The following is a 15,805-nucleotide window of genomic DNA, read 5'->3' as shown; positions in this document are numbered from 1 at the left end:
ATTCCTTATTGCTGAACTACAATGTTTTCCTGCGATGGGTCAACATGCTGCAATTGCAGCTTTTCCGTTGCGACCCGCTCCACCCGGCTATGATCGCCGAGTGCGTTTTCTTCCAGAATCAGGTTGCGCCATTCAATATCCAGCGCGTCACGCTCAACCACCATTTGCTCACGTTGCGCAGTAAGCAAGCGGGTATGGTGCGCGGTGGTGACGACAAAAATGGCGGTAACGATAATGGCGGAGAACAAAATCAGTGGCATTTTCCCATGACGCAATAAATCACCACCAATCACCGCAGGTAATGCATGGCGTTCGCCACTGCTCAATTGACCAGTAACTTTGCTTAGGGTTTCTGCCACTTTGTTAATCATGCGTTCGTCCTTTCAGCGATACGCAGTACCGAACTGCGCGCGCGCGGGTTTTCCGCCACTTCTTCATCACCTGGCATCATTTTGCCAATAGATTTTAAATATCTGCCGCCAAGCTTATTCAACTGAGCTTCAGTCATTGGCAGACCGGCCGGAACCTGTGGTCCACGGGTGTTTTCACGCATAAAGCGTTTAACAATTCGGTCTTCCAAAGAGTGGAAACTGATTATCGACAGGCGACCGCCTGGAGACAGAGTGGGAATCGAGCCTTTCAGCGCCTTCTCAATCTCTTCAAGTTCGCTGTTGATCCAAATACGGATAGCCTGGAACGTGCGCGTTGCCGGGTGTTTGAACTTGTCTTTCACCGGCATTGCCGCTGCCACAACCGTCGCCAGCTCTTTGGTACGCGTCATGGGTTGTTCGCGGTTGCGCTCAATAATGGCGCGGGCGATACGCTTGCCGAATTTCTCTTCACCATAGGTTTTGATAACCCAGGCGATGTCAGCTTCGTCAGCGCTGAGCAACCATTGCGCGGCAGATTGACCACGAGTCGGGTCCATACGCATGTCCAGCGGGCCGTCACGCATAAACGAGAAACCGCGTTCGGCATCGTCAAGCTGCGGAGAAGAAACGCCAAGATCCAGCAGAATGCCGTCAATTTTTCCCAGCAGATCGCGTTCACTGGCGTATTCGGCTAATTCAGAGAAAGGCCCGTGAATGATAGAGAAGCGCGGGTCATCGATCGCTTGCGCCGCTGCGATAGCTTGCGGATCGCGGTCGATAGCCAGCAAGCGTCCTTCTGGTCCCAGTTGGGAAAGAATCAAGCGAGAATGGCCACCACGACCAAATGTGCCATCAATGTAGATGCCATCCTGACGAATGTTGAGACCATTCACGGCCTCATCAAGCAGCACCGAAGTATGTTTAAAATTTTCCATCATTATTTATAGTGACAAGTCCTGCAGCCTATCCGACAACGTAGTCGTCGTGGCCTGCTCAGCGTCGATGTCTTCCTTGACCTGTTGATGCCAGGTCGTTTCATCCCACAGTTCAAACTTATTGAACTGCCCAACCAGCATCACTTCTTTGGTTAGCCCGGCGTGTTGGCGCAAAACGGGTGCCAGCAACAATCGCCCGGCGCTATCCATCTGACATTCACTGGCATGCCCAAGTAACAGTCGCTGCACGCGACGCTCTACCGGGTTCATGCTCGACAGACGAGCTAGCTTTTGTTCAATAATTTCCCACTCGGGAAGGGTATAAAGCAGCAGGCATGGGTGATGGATGTCGATGGTACAAACCATCTGACCTTCAGAGGTTTCGACAAGCTTTTCCCGGTAACGGGTAGGTACGGCAAGCCGCCCTTTGCTGTCGAGATTGACTAATGTTGCCCCACGGAACATGCCAGCCTCACCCTTAAATTCCCCTTTCCACCACTTTGACCCACAAAATCCCACCTAAAGGAGTTTACGGAGCGGAGGAAAACCTTGTCAAGCAAGCTACAACGCTAATAGAAATAATTTCCATCTCCTAAGCGATTGATAAATGACTGGCGTGAAAAGGCGCTACATCCACGATGCAAAATTAACGTTATGAATATTTGAAAGAAAAAAGATCAATAAGCATAAATATCGTTAAATCGACTGAAAACCTGACAGGTAAAATATGAAGTGTTCAGTTTGCGACGCGGTCGGCATTTTAAGGTATTTCGCGGAAGGTTAACAGCGCCAGATGCAGGCGAAACGTGGGCTGGCGGGTTAGTTTGATTGGGGATGGTTATCTATTGTTTAATTATCCGGCATTTTTACACTTTGCTGTGTAACAAAATAATTCAAGGGAGCGAAATTATATCGATTCCGTAATAAGAGTTCTTCAATTACTAATGAAAAATAATTACCTGTTTAAATAAGGGAATTAACACGGGAATAATCTTAATTAAGAATGGCAGCCGGTAACTGCCATCACTTGTTAGCGGCGGCTCAAACTACCACGGCGATAAAGATTACGGCGAATACGCGTCAACCCGGCCTTCGGTTTACGAGGCTCATCCAGACTTGCCAAAACCAGTTCAAGCACGCGCTCTGCGACATCACGGTGACGCTGTGCGACAGCCAGTACAGGGCATTGTAGGAAATCGAGCAGTTCATTATCGCCAAAGGTCGCTATCGCCAGTTCAGATGGCAGTTGCCCTTCACGACGCAATGTAACATCCATCACACCTTGTAATAATGCAAATGAAGTGGTGTACAACGCCTGCGGCATGGGGTGTGTTTCCAGCCATTTATCAAATAGTTGTGCTGCGGCTTCACGTTCGTAACTATTAGCGTATAAGAAATGCACTTCACGCGGGTCGTCTTTCCACGCGGTACGGAAACCTTGTTCACGCAGGTAACTGACAGAAAGCTCAGGCAGCGCGCCGAGATAAAGTACGGTTTCCGCAGGGAAAGTACGCAGCTCGCTGGCCAGCATTTCTGCATCTTCCTGGTCGGCGCCCACGACACTTATGAAATTTTCACGGTCTAAGGCTCTGTCGAGCGCAATAATGGGGAAAGGATCGTTTGCCCAACGTTGATAAAAAGGGTGTTCAGGTGGCAATGAGGTAGAAACGATGATCGCATCAACCTGTCGCTGCAAAAGATGCTCAATGCAACGCATTTCATTATCAGGCTGATCTTCAGAACAGGCTATCAGCAGTTGGTAGCCACGCTGGCGAGCCTGACGCTCAAGATAGTTAGCGATGCGGGTATAACTGGTGTTCTCTAGATCTGGAATCACTAATCCGATAGAACGCGTGCGCCCGGCACGTAGTCCTGCGGCCACCGCATTCGGGTGGTAGTTATGTTCGCGTACAACCGCCATGACTTTCTCAACGGTCTTATCGCTAACGCGATACTGCTTTGCCTTACCGTTGATGACGTAGCTCGCCGTGGTGCGCGAAACTCCAGCCAGGCGCGCGATTTCATCCAATTTCACAGTAGCCCCTTATTTAGGATTTCCATAACCATACCCTGGTCATGGTTTCATTTTTATCATCTAAGCGCAGAATAATACCTCGGGCAACCGCTTTTGCTGGCAGTTGCCGCGCAAATTGCAAAAAAAACCCGGTTCAGGTCACCGGGTTAGTTTTTAGATGCCTTTCACAGGCTAGCGCATGATCTTATCGCCGCGGGATACGCCGACAATACCTGAGCGTGCCACTTCGACAATTTTGGCCACTTCACGGATGGTATTCAAGAAAGCATCCAGTTTGTCGCTGGTCCCCGCTAACTGAACGGTATAAAGCGTCGGCGTGACATCAATGATTTGCCCACGGAAGATTTCCGCATTGCGCTTCACTTCTTCACGCCCGTAGCCACTGGCCTGCACTTTCACTAGCATGATTTCACGTTCAACATGAGCGCCCTGCACCAGTTCGCTGACGCGCAGAACATCCACCAGCTTGTGAAGTTGTTTTTCAATCTGTTCCAGCACTTTTGCGTCGCCAACGGTTTGAATAGTCATGCGCGAAAGTGTGGGATCGTCAGTCGGTGCAACAGTCAAACTCTCTATGTTGTAACCGCGCTGAGCAAATAAGCCAATAACCCGGGATAGCGCCCCGGACTCATTTTCGAGTAATACAGACAATATCCGGCGCATAATCAGGTTCTCTCCGTTTTGCTTAACCACATCTCATCCATACCACCGCCACGGATTTGCATTGGGTAGACATGCTCAGTGCCATCAACAGTGACGTCAACAAAGACCAGACGCTGATTACGCACCGCTTCTAGTGCTTCAATTAGTTTGCTTTCCAGTTCTTGCGGTTCGCTGATACGGATCCCGACATGCCCGTATGCTTCAGCTATACGTACGAAATCAGGTAAAGATTCCATATAGGACTGGGAATGGCGGCCAGAATAAATCATATCTTGCCACTGCTTCACCATACCGAGATAGCGGTTATTGAGATTGAGCACCAGCACTGGCAAGCCGTATTGCAGCGCGGTAGAAAGCTCCTGGATATTCATCTGAATACTGCCATCGCCCGTCACACAAACCACGGTTTCTTCCGGCAATGCCATTTTCACCCCTAATGCCGCAGGAAGGCCGAACCCCATCGTGCCGAGGCCACCCGAGTTAATCCAACGGCGAGGTTTATCAAAGGTGTAATAGAGTGCGGCAAACATCTGATGCTGCCCAACGTCAGACGTGACATAAGCCTCGCCGTTGGTCAGGCGATAGATCGTTTCAATGACCGCCTGTGGCTTAATTTTGTCGCTGGTTCTGTCAAACTCGAGGCACTGACGCGCACGCCATTGATCAATCTGCTGCCACCAGTCACGAATTTCATCACAGCCCTGCTGCAGCTCTTCTTGCGCCAGCAGATCCAGCATTTGCTGTAGAACTTGTCGGGCATCGCCCACAATCGGAATGTCGGCCCCCACTGTTTTGGAAATCGACGTCGGATCAATGTCGATATGCAGCACGGTGGCATTCGGGCAGTACTTCGCCAGATTGTTAGTCGTACGGTCATCGAAACGCACACCCACGCCGAAAATCACGTCGGAGTTGTGCATCACCATGTTGGCTTCGTAGGTTCCGTGCATCCCTAACATGCCAAGCGCCTGGCGATGTGTGCCGGGGAATGCCCCCAGGCCCATTAAAGAGGAGACAACGGGAATATTGAGTTTCTGAGCAAGCTCGAGCAATTCATCATGACAGGAAGAGGTAATGGCCCCACCGCCCACGTACATAACTGGCTTTTTAGCTGCCAACAGCGTTTGTAATGCACGCTTAATTTGCCCTTTGTGCCCCTGAGTTGTTGGGTTGTAAGAACGCATGCTGACAGTTTCAGGGTAACTATATGGCAGTTTGTTTGCCGGACTCATGATGTCTTTCGGCAAATCGACCACTACCGGGCCTGGCCGGCCGCTTGCCGCAAGCCAGAAGGCCTTTTTGATAATGCCGGGAATATCTTCAGCTTGTTTGACTAAGAAACTGTGTTTCACGATCGGGCGCGAAATCCCCACCATGTCGCATTCCTGGAATGCATCATAACCAATCAGCGAAGTCGCGACCTGGCCAGATAGCACGACCATCGGAATAGAGTCCATATACGCGGTGGCAATGCCGGTGATTGCATTAGTGGCTCCAGGGCCAGATGTGACCAGCACAACACCAACTTCACCCGTCGCACGCGCCAGGCCATCAGCCATATGCACGGCTGCTTGTTCATGGCGTACCAGCACATGATCAATGCCGCCAATAGTATGAAGCGCATCGTAAATATCGAGTACAGCGCCTCCGGGATAGCCGAATACATACTTAACGCCCTGATCAATTAATGACCGGACGACCATCTCGGCTCCTGACAACATCTCCATGGTTTGCCTCCAGGCTTACGTGTTTGACCGACTGCAAAAGTCATTTCTGCGAGTCGTTGAGGCAGGTTGTTGCGCCCTGCATTTAATTTTAATAATCCAACTAACATAACCGTTGAAAATCAGGCAATCAATTGCCAATCTTCAGGCGCAGCAAGAGAGTTTGCCTGTGAATACTGCAAAACACTTTCCTGGCGGAGTTAAGCTCTGAGCATAAGCAAAAATTATGATTGAAAATGTTCTGAATGATAGCTTTGTAGGTTAAATCTAATTAACACAGGATTTATTGAACAAGCGGGGCGGGAAACTCGAAACCAACAACAGCGTAAAAAACTATAAAAGACAAAAAATAAAGAATAACCGGATAGATTTCACTACCCGGCTTAAATTGATTACCAGACTGAATCTATTTACTGCATACCGTTGTAAGCAGCTTCTCCATCCACTGATGCCCTTTATCGCGTCCGGCTGCTTCATGCCAGGATAAATAGCAAGTTGAAACGTTATCTTTCAGGGGTAACGGGAATATTTGCAACTGCAGAGAGTCTGCAAACTCTTCTACCAGCCAGCGCGGCGCGATAGCGACCAACTGAGTCTGCGAAACCACATTTAACACGCTAGTCATCGCCATTCCTTGATACGAAATGCAGGCTTGCTTCTCTGCGGTGAGATACCAGGGAGCACTAAAGGATGCAAAACGCTCAAGTGACACTACCGCATGCTTTTCGTTGTAAATATCTTCTTCTGTAAGCGGTTTAATTAAGCGTGGATGTTTTTTACTGGCAACCAACACCATTTCATCTTCAAACAAAGGTACACAAGTAAATTCTGGACGACGGAATTCAGTATAGCTAATAACAAACTCCGTTTCCTGATAGCGTAATTGATGCTCAATATCTTTATTTAATGCCGACTTAAAGAGTAATTGAATACCTGGCGCAAAGCGCTTCATATTATTAAAGATGACGGATGTCAGCAAATTGTCTAACGGACTGCTGACGCAGATGTTAAATATTCGTTCGCTGCTGCCGGGTTCAAAACCTGCACCAGGGAGTTCGTTCTGGACTAATTGCAATGCCTGGCGTATCGAACCAAACAACTGGAAAGCGCGCGCTGTAGGTTGAATGCCACGGCCATAGCGTACAAACAGTTCATCATTGAACATAATTTTCAAACGAGCGACCGCATTACTCACCGCAGGCTGGGACATTCCCAACGATTGAGCTGCGCGGGTAATATTCTGCACCTGCATAACGGCATCAAATACAGTGAGCAAGTTTAAATCCACAGAACGTAGTTGAGGTTTAAACCCATCATGAACTGCCGGTTGTTGTACATAATTATCAGACATGACTGACTCCACTAAGTTGTCGATTCCGTTTTTGCAGATAAGCGCTGCAAGTGATCTTTATTATTATTCGTTATTCAAGCATGTTGAATAATGGAATAAAAACGTAATTTATATTGTTCAAATATAAATTTATGGAACTCATTTGCTCTGACGCACCGACACGCCGCCAGCGTCTATCAGGCCAGCGAAAATATAAGGTGTTATATGATTTATTCGTAATCAGTTGATTCCAGAAGCATGCTAATCAAATCACAAAATGACTTCGCACACAATGATTGGCCTAGTGAATAATATATTAAGTATGGATAACATCATCATTTCAGAAACAAACGTTCTACCCATAATCAAACAATAAGAAAAGATGATAAATTCCTAAAATAGAACCAAAATGATGATTAACCCCCTCAAATCATAACCATGATGAATACAACGCTTATTAAATATATTATTTTTAATTGTTTCTGAGGGTTTCAATTTTACCTGATCCAGTAAGAAGTCTTTTTTCATACTTCTTATATATATTATGAAACATGATTTCCTTAGCACAGATCGCTAAGACCCCTTCTAATCTTTCGCTTCCAAAATGTACGCATAAAGCAATCGAGTGTTGACACAGCAAAGCAGATCAAGTACCAATAAATGCATAACGAAATTCACTTGGGGCTTGAAACATGATTCGCAGCAACCGCCTACTAGGTCTACTACTAAACGCAACTTCATTGCGCGGTAGGCTGGTGGGCGAAATCAAGCGTTGATTCAAGCCATCAGACAGAAAAAACCCGCGCCACTGCGCGGGTTTTTTTATGCTCGTAGCAAGGGCCCCTAAGACGAGAAAGGACCACAACATGAGCCAACAAGTCATTATTTTCGATACTACTTTGCGTGATGGTGAGCAGGCATTACAGGCAAGTCTGAGTGTAAAAGAGAAGCTGCAGATTGCGATGGCGCTGGAACGTATGGGTGTTGACGTGATGGAAGTCGGCTTCCCGGTCTCTTCTCCAGGCGACTTCGAATCCGTGCAAACCATCGCTCGCAACATCAAAAATAGCCGTGTGTGTGGCCTCGCTCGTTGTGTTGATAAAGATATTGATGTTGCTGCAGAAGCGTTGAAAATTGCCGAAGCCTTCCGGATTCATGTGTTCCTGGCCACTTCGACCATGCACATCGAAACCAAATTACGCAGCACTTTCGATGATGTCCTGGCTCGCGCAGTCAATTCCGTCAAACGCGCCCGCAACTATACCGACGACGTAGAATTCTCGTGTGAAGATGCAGGCCGCACACCAATCGACAACCTGTGCCGTATCGTAGAAGCAGCCATTGGCGCAGGCGCGACAACTATCAATATTCCTGACACCGTGGGTTACACCACACCGGTACAGTTCGGCGGCATTATTCAGACTCTGTACAACCGCGTACCAAACATTGATAAAGCGATTATTTCGGTCCACTGCCACGACGATTTAGGCATGGCAACCGGCAACTCAATTGCAGCGATTCAGGCGGGTGCGCGCCAGGTTGAAGGCACGCTGAACGGTATCGGCGAACGTGCCGGTAACACTGCGCTGGAAGAAGTCATCATGGCCATTAAAGTCCGCGGCCAAATGTTGGACGTGCATACCAATATCAACCACCATGAAATCTACCGCACCAGCCAGATAGTCAGCCAGCTGTGCAACATGCCAATCCCTGCCAACAAAGCGATTGTCGGCTCGAACGCCTTCGCGCACTCCTCCGGTATTCACCAGGATGGCGTGCTGAAAAACCGCGAAAACTACGAAATCATGACACCGGAAACTATCGGTCTGAATCAGGTGCAGTTGAACCTGACCTCCCGCTCTGGTCGCGCAGCTGTAAAACACCGCATGGAAGAGATGGGCTATAAAGAAGACGATTACAACCTGGACTCTTTGTACGACGCCTTCCTGAAACTGGCCGATAAAAAAGGCCAGGTCTTTGATTATGACCTGGAAGCGCTGGCGTTCATCGGTAAACAACAAGAAGAACCTGAACATTTCCGCATGGAATACTTCAACGTGCAGTCTGGCTCAAGCGTGATTTCTACCGCTTCTGTCCAATTGCAGTGTGGCGAAGAAACACAATCTGAAGCAGCAACGGGCAACGGCCCGGTCGATGCGGTTTACCAGGCGATTAACCGCATCACCAATTACGATGTTGAATTAGTGAAATACCAGTTGTCTGCGAAAGGTCAGGGTAAAGATGCATTGGGTCAGGTAGATATCGTTGTGACCCATAAAGGCCGCCGTTTCCACGGTGTCGGTCTGGCGACCGATATTGTTGAATCTTCTGCGAAAGCGATGATAAACGTGCTGAATAACATCTGGCGTGCGGGCATCGTCGAAAAAGAATTGCAACGCAAAGCTCATAATAAAGAAAATAATCAGGAAACCGTGTGACATGTCAAAAACTCATCATATAGCAGTATTGCCGGGTGACGGCATTGGCCCAGAAGTTATGGCTCAAGCGCTGAAAGTGCTGGATGCAGTTCGTACGCGCTTCGATATGCGCATTACTACCAGTCAATATGACGTGGGTGGCATTGCAATCGACCGTCACGGCAATCCATTGCCGCCGGTTACTGTTGAAGGCTGCGAGCAGGCAGACGCGATTCTGTTCGGCTCCGTCGGTGGCCCGAAATGGGAGCATCTGCCTCCGGCTCAACAACCTGAGCGTGGGGCATTATTGCCGCTGCGTAAACACTTTAAACTGTTCAGTAATTTGCGCCCTGCTCGCCTGTATCAAGGGCTGGAAGAGTTTTGCCCGCTGCGTGCTGATATCGCCGCTAACGGTTTCGACATCCTGTGCGTACGTGAATTAACCGGCGGTATCTACTTCGGCCAGCCGAAAGGCCGCGAAGGTTCCGGCATGCATGAGAAAGCCTTTGATACCGAAGTGTATTACCGCTTTGAGATCGAGCGCATTGCACGCATCGGTTTTGAATCTGCCCGCAAACGTCGCAGCAAAGTCACCTCGATTGATAAAGCTAACGTGCTGCAATCGTCGGTAATGTGGCGTGAAATTGTTGGCGAAATCGCTAAAGAATACCCGGACGTTGAGCTGTCACACATGTACATCGACAACGCCACCATGCAGCTGATTAAAGACCCGTCCCAGTTTGACGTGTTGCTGTGCTCCAACCTGTTTGGCGACATTCTGTCTGACGAATGCGCGATGATCACCGGTTCCATGGGCATGTTGCCTTCCGCAAGTTTGAACGAGCAAGGTTTCGGCCTGTACGAACCTGCGGGCGGTTCCGCGCCTGATATCGCAGGTAAAAATATTGCTAACCCAATTGCGCAGATCCTGTCTTTGGCTTTGTTACTGCGCTACAGCCTGGATGCTGAAGAGGCCGCTCAGGCCATCGAAAACGCTATCAACCTCGCGCTGGAAGAAGGTTTCCGTACCGGCGATTTGGCTCGTGATGGCAATGCAATCAGCACCGACGAAATGGGCGATACCATTGCTCGCTTCGTGGCAGAGGGGAAATAATCATGGCGAAAACGTTATATCAGAAGTTGTACGATGCCCACGTCGTTTACGAAGCAGTGGATGAAACGCCGCTGCTGTACATCGACCGTCATCTGGTTCACGAAGTGACATCTCCACAAGCGTTTGATGGCCTGCGTGCGCACAAGCGCCCGGTGCGCCAGCCTGGCAAAACGTTTGCCACCATGGACCACAACGTTTCTACGCAGACTAAAGACATCAACGCCTCCGGCGAAATGGCTCGCATTCAGATGCAAGAGTTGATGAAGAACTGCAAAGAATTCGGCGTTGAACTGTATGACCTGAATCACCCATTCCAGGGTATTGTCCACGTAATGGGCCCTGAGCAAGGCATTACATTGCCTGGCATGACCATTGTTTGCGGCGACTCCCACACCGCGACCCACGGCGCATTTGGCGCGCTGGCGTTCGGGATCGGGACTTCTGAAGTTGAACACGTACTGGCAACGCAAACCCTGAAACAGGGCCGCGCGAAAACCATGAAGATTGAAGTGGCCGGCACCGCCGCACCAGGTATCACAGCCAAAGATATTGTGCTGGCGATTATCGGTAAAACCGGCAGCGCGGGCGGCACCGGGCATGTAGTGGAATTCTGCGGGAGCGCAATTCAGGCGCTGTCGATGGAAGGCCGCATGACGCTGTGCAACATGGCAATCGAAATGGGCGCTAAAGCGGGCATCGTTGCGCCAGACGAAACCACCTTTAACTACGTGAAAGGCCGTCTACACGCGCCGAAAGCCGCCGACTGGGACGAAGCCGTTGCCTACTGGAAGACCTTCAGCACTGACGAAGGCGCCAAATTCGATACGATTGTGACACTGGACGCCGCAGAAATCGCCCCGCAAGTCACCTGGGGCACCAACCCAGGCCAGGTGATTTCCGTCACGGAAAACATTCCGAATCCAGAATCTTTCGCGGACCCAGTAGAGCGTGCTTCTGCTGAAAAAGCATTGGCCTACATGGGCCTGAAACCAGGTGTTCCATTAACTGAAGTCGCGATCGATAAAGTGTTTATCGGTTCATGCACCAACTCGCGCATTGAAGATTTACGTGCTGCGGCGGAAATTGCTAAAGGCCGTAAAGTGGCGCCAGGCGTGCAGGCGTTAGTGGTCCCTGGTTCCGGCCCGGTAAAAGCGCAGGCCGAAGCAGAAGGTCTGGATAAGATTTTTATTGAAGCGGGCTTTGAATGGCGTTTGCCGGGTTGCTCGATGTGCCTGGCGATGAACAACGACCGCCTGGAACCGGGCGAGCGTTGCGCTTCCACCAGCAACCGTAACTTCGAAGGTCGTCAGGGCCGTGGCGGTCGCACGCACCTGGTTAGCCCGGCAATGGCAGCAGCAGCCGCTGTTTCTGGTCATTTTGCTGACATCCGCACGTTGAAATAAGGGAAAACACCATGGCAGAGAAATTTGTACAACACACCGGCCTGGTCGTTCCGCTGGATGCCGCAAACGTTGATACTGACGCAATCATTCCTAAGCAGTTTTTGCAGAAGGTTACGCGCACTGGTTTTGGCGCTCATCTGTTTAACGACTGGCGTTTTCTGGATGATGCAGGCCAACAGCCAAACCCGGAATTCGTGCTGAACTTCCCGGAGTTTAAAGGCGCTTCAATTTTACTGGCGCGTGAAAACTTCGGCTGCGGTTCTTCACGTGAACACGCACCGTGGGCATTAACTGATTACGGTTTCAAAGTGGTTATCGCGCCAAGTTTTGCGGATATCTTCTACGGCAACTCATTCAATAACCAGCTGCTGCCGGTGACATTGAGCGAAGCAGAAGTCGATGAGCTGTTTAAGCTGGTCGCGGCAAATCCGGGGATTAAATTCGTGGTCGACCTGGAAGCACAAACCGTGATTGCGAGTGAGAAAAGCTATTCGTTTAACATCGATACTTTCCGTCGCCACTGCATGTTAGAAGGGCTGGATAGCATCGGTCTGACGCTACAACACGAAAGTTCTATTTCTGCTTACGAGCAGAAACAACCGGCGTTTATGCGTTAATAAACTGCAAATCTTATACCCAAGATAATTCTAGCTGCATCGCGGCGGCAAGTGTTCGAGGCCCAGGGAGCTTACATGAGTAAGTGACCTGGGCGAGAACATGCAGCCAACAAAGAGGCAGCTTGAAGTATGAAGAGTATTACTTCAGCGTTTCGACCAGCCCTTTGCGCTGCCCTTCTAGCGTCACCACTTTGCTACAAACATCACGGCCAAACTGCTCGAAATCTTTTTCCTGGTTCTTCCACTCGTTTTGAATCGAAGTCTGTAAACCACCGAGGCTACCCAGCACGCCTTGCAGCGGATTGCCGCCACCTTTCAAAACGGCTTTCGCACCCATCTCATTGATGCTGTCTTGCAAGATGCCGCCCATCGCCTGATTCACCAACTGTTGCCCTTCGGAGCGCACTTGATCAATGGCTTTATAATGGAAGGTCAAACCATCCGGGCGAGTCTCGATAATTCGGTTCATCTGCTGCTTAAGTTGCGCGTCTAGTTTCGTCAGGCGACCGCGCATATTGCTGCTTTCACCCACTTCTTTAGCGATGATTTTATCCAGCGCAACACGCCCTTTTTCAACCCGAGCCAACGCGCCGTTGTTGATCCAAGGAAGATCGGTGCGCAACGCTTTCTGGTAATCCAGTGCCAACTGGCGCTGCGTTGCGTTTAATGTGTGTGGCTTGCCGTTAAATTGCAGGCTGCCATCCGGGGCAATAACCAGATTGCCATTTTCACCCACAACCTGAACGGACTGCGGATTAATAACCACGTCATCGCGAGGCGTGACGCTGCATTTATAGTCGGCCTGCGCCTGCATCGCGGTTAGCAGCAGAACGCCCATCAAAGCCTTACGAATCATAGTTACTCCTGAAAAAAAGGGCCGGTTTTCACCAGCCCATTTGTACTATTTCAATCAATCCCACCAGACATCAAACAGATCGCTGGTGCGAACGTCTTCAGCCTTGTGCTCTTCAAGCCATTTGCGCACCAGAGCTTGATGCTCCTCGGTGCATTTGCCGATTTCCTGTAGGCAAATTAAGCCTTCCCAGGAAAGGTGGCCGCCGCCATCAAAAGCCAGACCATTTTTATCGATAACTTCATCAATGAATTCATCAACGATTTTATCGATTTGCTCTTCGGAGGTGCCTTCCGGGAAACGCCATGCAACAGAGAACCCCACTTCCTGGAATTCGTCGATGTGCATTTTTTTACGCAAACGACGGCTACGATTAATTGCCATTACTTTACCCTCTCGAACATTAAGTCCCATACGCCGTGACCAAGACGATGGCCACGTTGTTCAAATTTGGTCACCGGACGCGAATCCGGTCGCGGTACGTAGTCGTTACTCTCAGACTGGTTTTGATAACCATCAATAGAGGACATCACTTCGAGCATGTGTTCTGCATAAGGTTCCCAGTCGGTTGCCATATGGAACACACCGCCCAGTTTCAGTTTACTTTTCACGAACTCAGCAAACGGCACCTGAACGATACGGCGCTTATTATGACGCGCTTTGTGCCATGGATCAGGGAAAAAGAGCTGAACCATGGATAAAGAATTGTCAGGAACCATTTTTTGCAGCACTTCAACCGCGTCGTGACACATCACGCGCAGGTTCTCAACGCCCTCTTCATGAGCGGTTGCAAGGCATGCGCCCACGCCCGGCGAGTGCACTTCAATGCCTAAAAAGTTCTGCTGTGGATTAGCCTTTGCCATTGCCACCAGCGACGTACCCATGCCAAAACCGATTTCCAGGGTGACTGGCGCTTCGCGGCCAAACAGCTCGGTAAAATCGACAGGCGCGTCTTGATATTCAACGCCCATCACCGGCCAATAGTTTTCCAGTGCGAACTCCTGGCCCTTAGTCAGGCGGCCCTGGCGGCGCACAAAACTACGAATCCGGCGCATTGCGCGGCCTTCTTCATTAAATTCCGGTGAGATGACGTCATTTTTCATGGTGTTCAGGCTTTAATTAGTGTTCGGGAAACGGGCATTATCCAAAGTTAATGGTGAGAAGCAAGCACCAGAAAGTTCCGGTTTACAGCACAGAGTCGTCTGTGCTGGAATCAGCCCCCTAATTCACACATTTATCGGATGGCCTGGCAACAATGACACAAGCGCCGCAATTCTCCCACCAGGTTCTCGACTGGTATCAAAAATACGGCCGCAAAACACTGCCATGGCAACTCGAAAAAACGCCTTACAAAGTATGGCTGTCTGAGGTGATGTTGCAACAAACGCAGGTTGCCACCGTCATTCCTTACTTTGAACGCTTTATGTCGCGCTTCCCGACCGTCACCGATCTTGCCAACGCGCCACTCGATGAAGTTCTCCATCTTTGGACGGGTCTGGGTTATTACGCCCGCGCGCGTAATCTGCATAAAGCTGCGCAAATGGTCGCTAATCAGCACAATGGCGTGTTCCCCGAAACTTTTGAAGAAGTCGCCGCCCTACCGGGTGTGGGGCGTTCGACCGCGGGCGCTATTCTTTCTTTGTCGCTTGGTAAGCATTTCCCGATTCTGGATGGCAACGTCAAACGCGTGCTGGCCCGTTGTTATGCCGTGTCCGGTTGGCCGGGTAAAAAAGACGTCGAGAAAAAACTCTGGGACATCAGTGAGCAAGTCACCCCAGCCAATGGTGTGAGCCAGTTTAACCAGGCGATGATGGATCTTGGCGCAATGGTTTGCACCCGCTCGAAGCCAAAATGCGAGCTTTGTCCGGTGAATAATCTCTGCGTTGCCTACGCCAATAATAGTTGGGCGAGCTATCCTGGTAAGAAGCCGAAGGTGACAATTCCCGAGCGCACCGGCTATTTCCTGATGATGCAGCATCAGCAAAGTATTTTGCTATCCCAGCGTCCGGCCGTGGGCCTGTGGGGCGGGTTGTACTGCTTCCCGCAATTCACAACCGAAGAAGAACTTCGCGACTGGCTGGCGCAACGTCAGATTCCCGCCGATAATCTCACGCAATTAAACGCCTTCCGCCATACATTCAGCCACTTCCATCTGGATATCGTGCCAATGTGGTTGCCAGTGCTTTCGTTTAGCGGGTGCATGGATGAAGGAACCGCTCTCTGGTATAACTTAGCGCAGCCACCGTCCGTAGGACTGGCCGCCCCTGTAGAGCGTTTATTACAGCAATTACACGCCGAGCCGGTGGTACTTAAACCCGCCCGAGCCGTTGAAGAGGAATAACC

15 protein-coding genes are annotated in these 15,805 nt (G+C 50.0%); 5 read left to right on the top strand and 10 right to left on the bottom strand.

The window, feature by feature from the left end; translation table 11 throughout:
• Nucleotides 1-5: 5 nt before the first annotated feature.
• From ftsL to leuO, 7 genes are all read right to left on the bottom strand, one after another.
• A complete protein-coding gene (ftsL, locus tag AC0IWZ_RS02590; RefSeq protein WP_115630857.1) occupies nucleotides 6-371 on the bottom strand; it encodes a cell division protein FtsL in 366 nt (121 codons plus the stop codon).
• The gene (gene rsmH, locus AC0IWZ_RS02585) at nucleotides 368-1,309 is read right to left on the bottom strand and encodes a 16S rRNA (cytosine(1402)-N(4))-methyltransferase RsmH (RefSeq protein WP_172895541.1); all 942 of its coding nucleotides are present in this window, start codon (nucleotides 1,307-1,309) and stop codon (nucleotides 368-370) included. Before rsmH ends, ftsL begins: the two co-directional genes overlap by 4 nt.
• 3 nt (nucleotides 1,310-1,312) lie before the next feature.
• Nucleotides 1,313-1,771, bottom strand: a complete 459-nt coding sequence (gene mraZ, locus AC0IWZ_RS02580; protein WP_034493348.1) for a division/cell wall cluster transcriptional repressor MraZ — start codon at nucleotides 1,769-1,771, stop codon at nucleotides 1,313-1,315.
• A 565-nt stretch (nucleotides 1,772-2,336) separates the two neighbouring features.
• Entirely contained in the window at nucleotides 2,337-3,341 is a 1,005-nt protein-coding gene (gene cra / locus AC0IWZ_RS02575) for a catabolite repressor/activator (protein ID WP_034493346.1), read from the bottom strand.
• Nucleotides 3,342-3,512: 171 nt separating this feature from the next.
• Nucleotides 3,513-4,004, bottom strand: coding sequence for an acetolactate synthase small subunit (gene ilvN, locus AC0IWZ_RS02570; RefSeq protein ID WP_034460956.1), 492 nt, complete (start codon nucleotides 4,002-4,004; stop codon nucleotides 3,513-3,515).
• Between the two features lie 2 nt (nucleotides 4,005-4,006).
• On the bottom strand, nucleotides 4,007-5,731 hold the full coding sequence (gene ilvI, locus AC0IWZ_RS02565) for an acetolactate synthase 3 large subunit (protein ID WP_410373856.1): 1,725 nt from the start codon (nucleotides 5,729-5,731) through the stop codon (nucleotides 4,007-4,009).
• Between the two features lie 403 nt (nucleotides 5,732-6,134).
• On the bottom strand, nucleotides 6,135-7,079 hold the full coding sequence (leuO, locus tag AC0IWZ_RS02560) for a transcriptional regulator LeuO (protein WP_034493343.1): 945 nt from the start codon (nucleotides 7,077-7,079) through the stop codon (nucleotides 6,135-6,137).
• An 845-nt stretch (nucleotides 7,080-7,924) separates the two neighbouring features.
• On the opposite strand from leuO, the gene leuA reads away from it, so the two are divergent.
• The 4 genes from leuA to leuD are packed head-to-tail and all read left to right on the top strand — an operon-like array spanning nucleotide 7,925 to nucleotide 12,609.
• On the top strand, nucleotides 7,925-9,496 hold the full coding sequence (leuA, locus tag AC0IWZ_RS02555; RefSeq protein WP_034460961.1) for a 2-isopropylmalate synthase: 1,572 nt from the start codon (nucleotides 7,925-7,927) through the stop codon (nucleotides 9,494-9,496).
• A 1-nt stretch (nucleotide 9,497) separates the two neighbouring features.
• Nucleotides 9,498-10,589 (top strand): 3-isopropylmalate dehydrogenase, encoded by a 1,092-nt coding sequence (gene leuB, locus AC0IWZ_RS02550; protein ID WP_034493341.1) that lies wholly within the window; start codon nucleotides 9,498-9,500, stop codon nucleotides 10,587-10,589.
• A gap of 2 nt (nucleotides 10,590-10,591) precedes the next feature.
• Nucleotides 10,592-11,992, top strand: a complete 1,401-nt coding sequence (gene leuC / locus AC0IWZ_RS02545; protein WP_034493339.1) for a 3-isopropylmalate dehydratase large subunit — start codon at nucleotides 10,592-10,594, stop codon at nucleotides 11,990-11,992.
• Between the two features lie 11 nt (nucleotides 11,993-12,003).
• A complete protein-coding gene (gene leuD, locus AC0IWZ_RS02540) occupies nucleotides 12,004-12,609 on the top strand; it encodes a 3-isopropylmalate dehydratase small subunit (protein WP_471678209.1) in 606 nt (201 codons plus the stop codon).
• A 139-nt stretch (nucleotides 12,610-12,748) separates the two neighbouring features.
• Here leuD and AC0IWZ_RS02535 read toward each other — a convergent pair whose 3' ends face one another.
• From AC0IWZ_RS02535 to trmB, 3 genes are read right to left on the bottom strand one after another with little or no spacing between them, the layout of a single operon-like run.
• On the bottom strand, nucleotides 12,749-13,465 hold the full coding sequence (locus AC0IWZ_RS02535; protein ID WP_034493335.1) for a YggN family protein: 717 nt from the start codon (nucleotides 13,463-13,465) through the stop codon (nucleotides 12,749-12,751).
• 54 nt (nucleotides 13,466-13,519) lie between these two features.
• The gene (locus tag AC0IWZ_RS02530; RefSeq protein ID WP_034493333.1) at nucleotides 13,520-13,846 is read right to left on the bottom strand and encodes a YggL family protein; all 327 of its coding nucleotides are present in this window, start codon (nucleotides 13,844-13,846) and stop codon (nucleotides 13,520-13,522) included.
• On the bottom strand, nucleotides 13,846-14,565 hold the full coding sequence (gene trmB / locus AC0IWZ_RS02525) for a tRNA (guanosine(46)-N7)-methyltransferase TrmB (protein ID WP_034493331.1): 720 nt from the start codon (nucleotides 14,563-14,565) through the stop codon (nucleotides 13,846-13,848). Before trmB ends, AC0IWZ_RS02530 begins: the two co-directional genes overlap by 1 nt.
• Before the next feature lie 152 nt (nucleotides 14,566-14,717).
• Here trmB and mutY point away from each other — a divergent pair, with 152 nt between their 5' ends.
• Nucleotides 14,718-15,803 (top strand): A/G-specific adenine glycosylase, encoded by a 1,086-nt coding sequence (gene mutY / locus AC0IWZ_RS02520; protein ID WP_034493329.1) that lies wholly within the window; start codon nucleotides 14,718-14,720, stop codon nucleotides 15,801-15,803.
• Nucleotides 15,804-15,805: the final 2 nt, after the last annotated feature.

The sequence above is a fragment of the Buttiauxella sp. AC142 genome, assembly GCF_979253435.1.
This window is presented reverse-complemented; position numbering and strand designations above follow the sequence as displayed.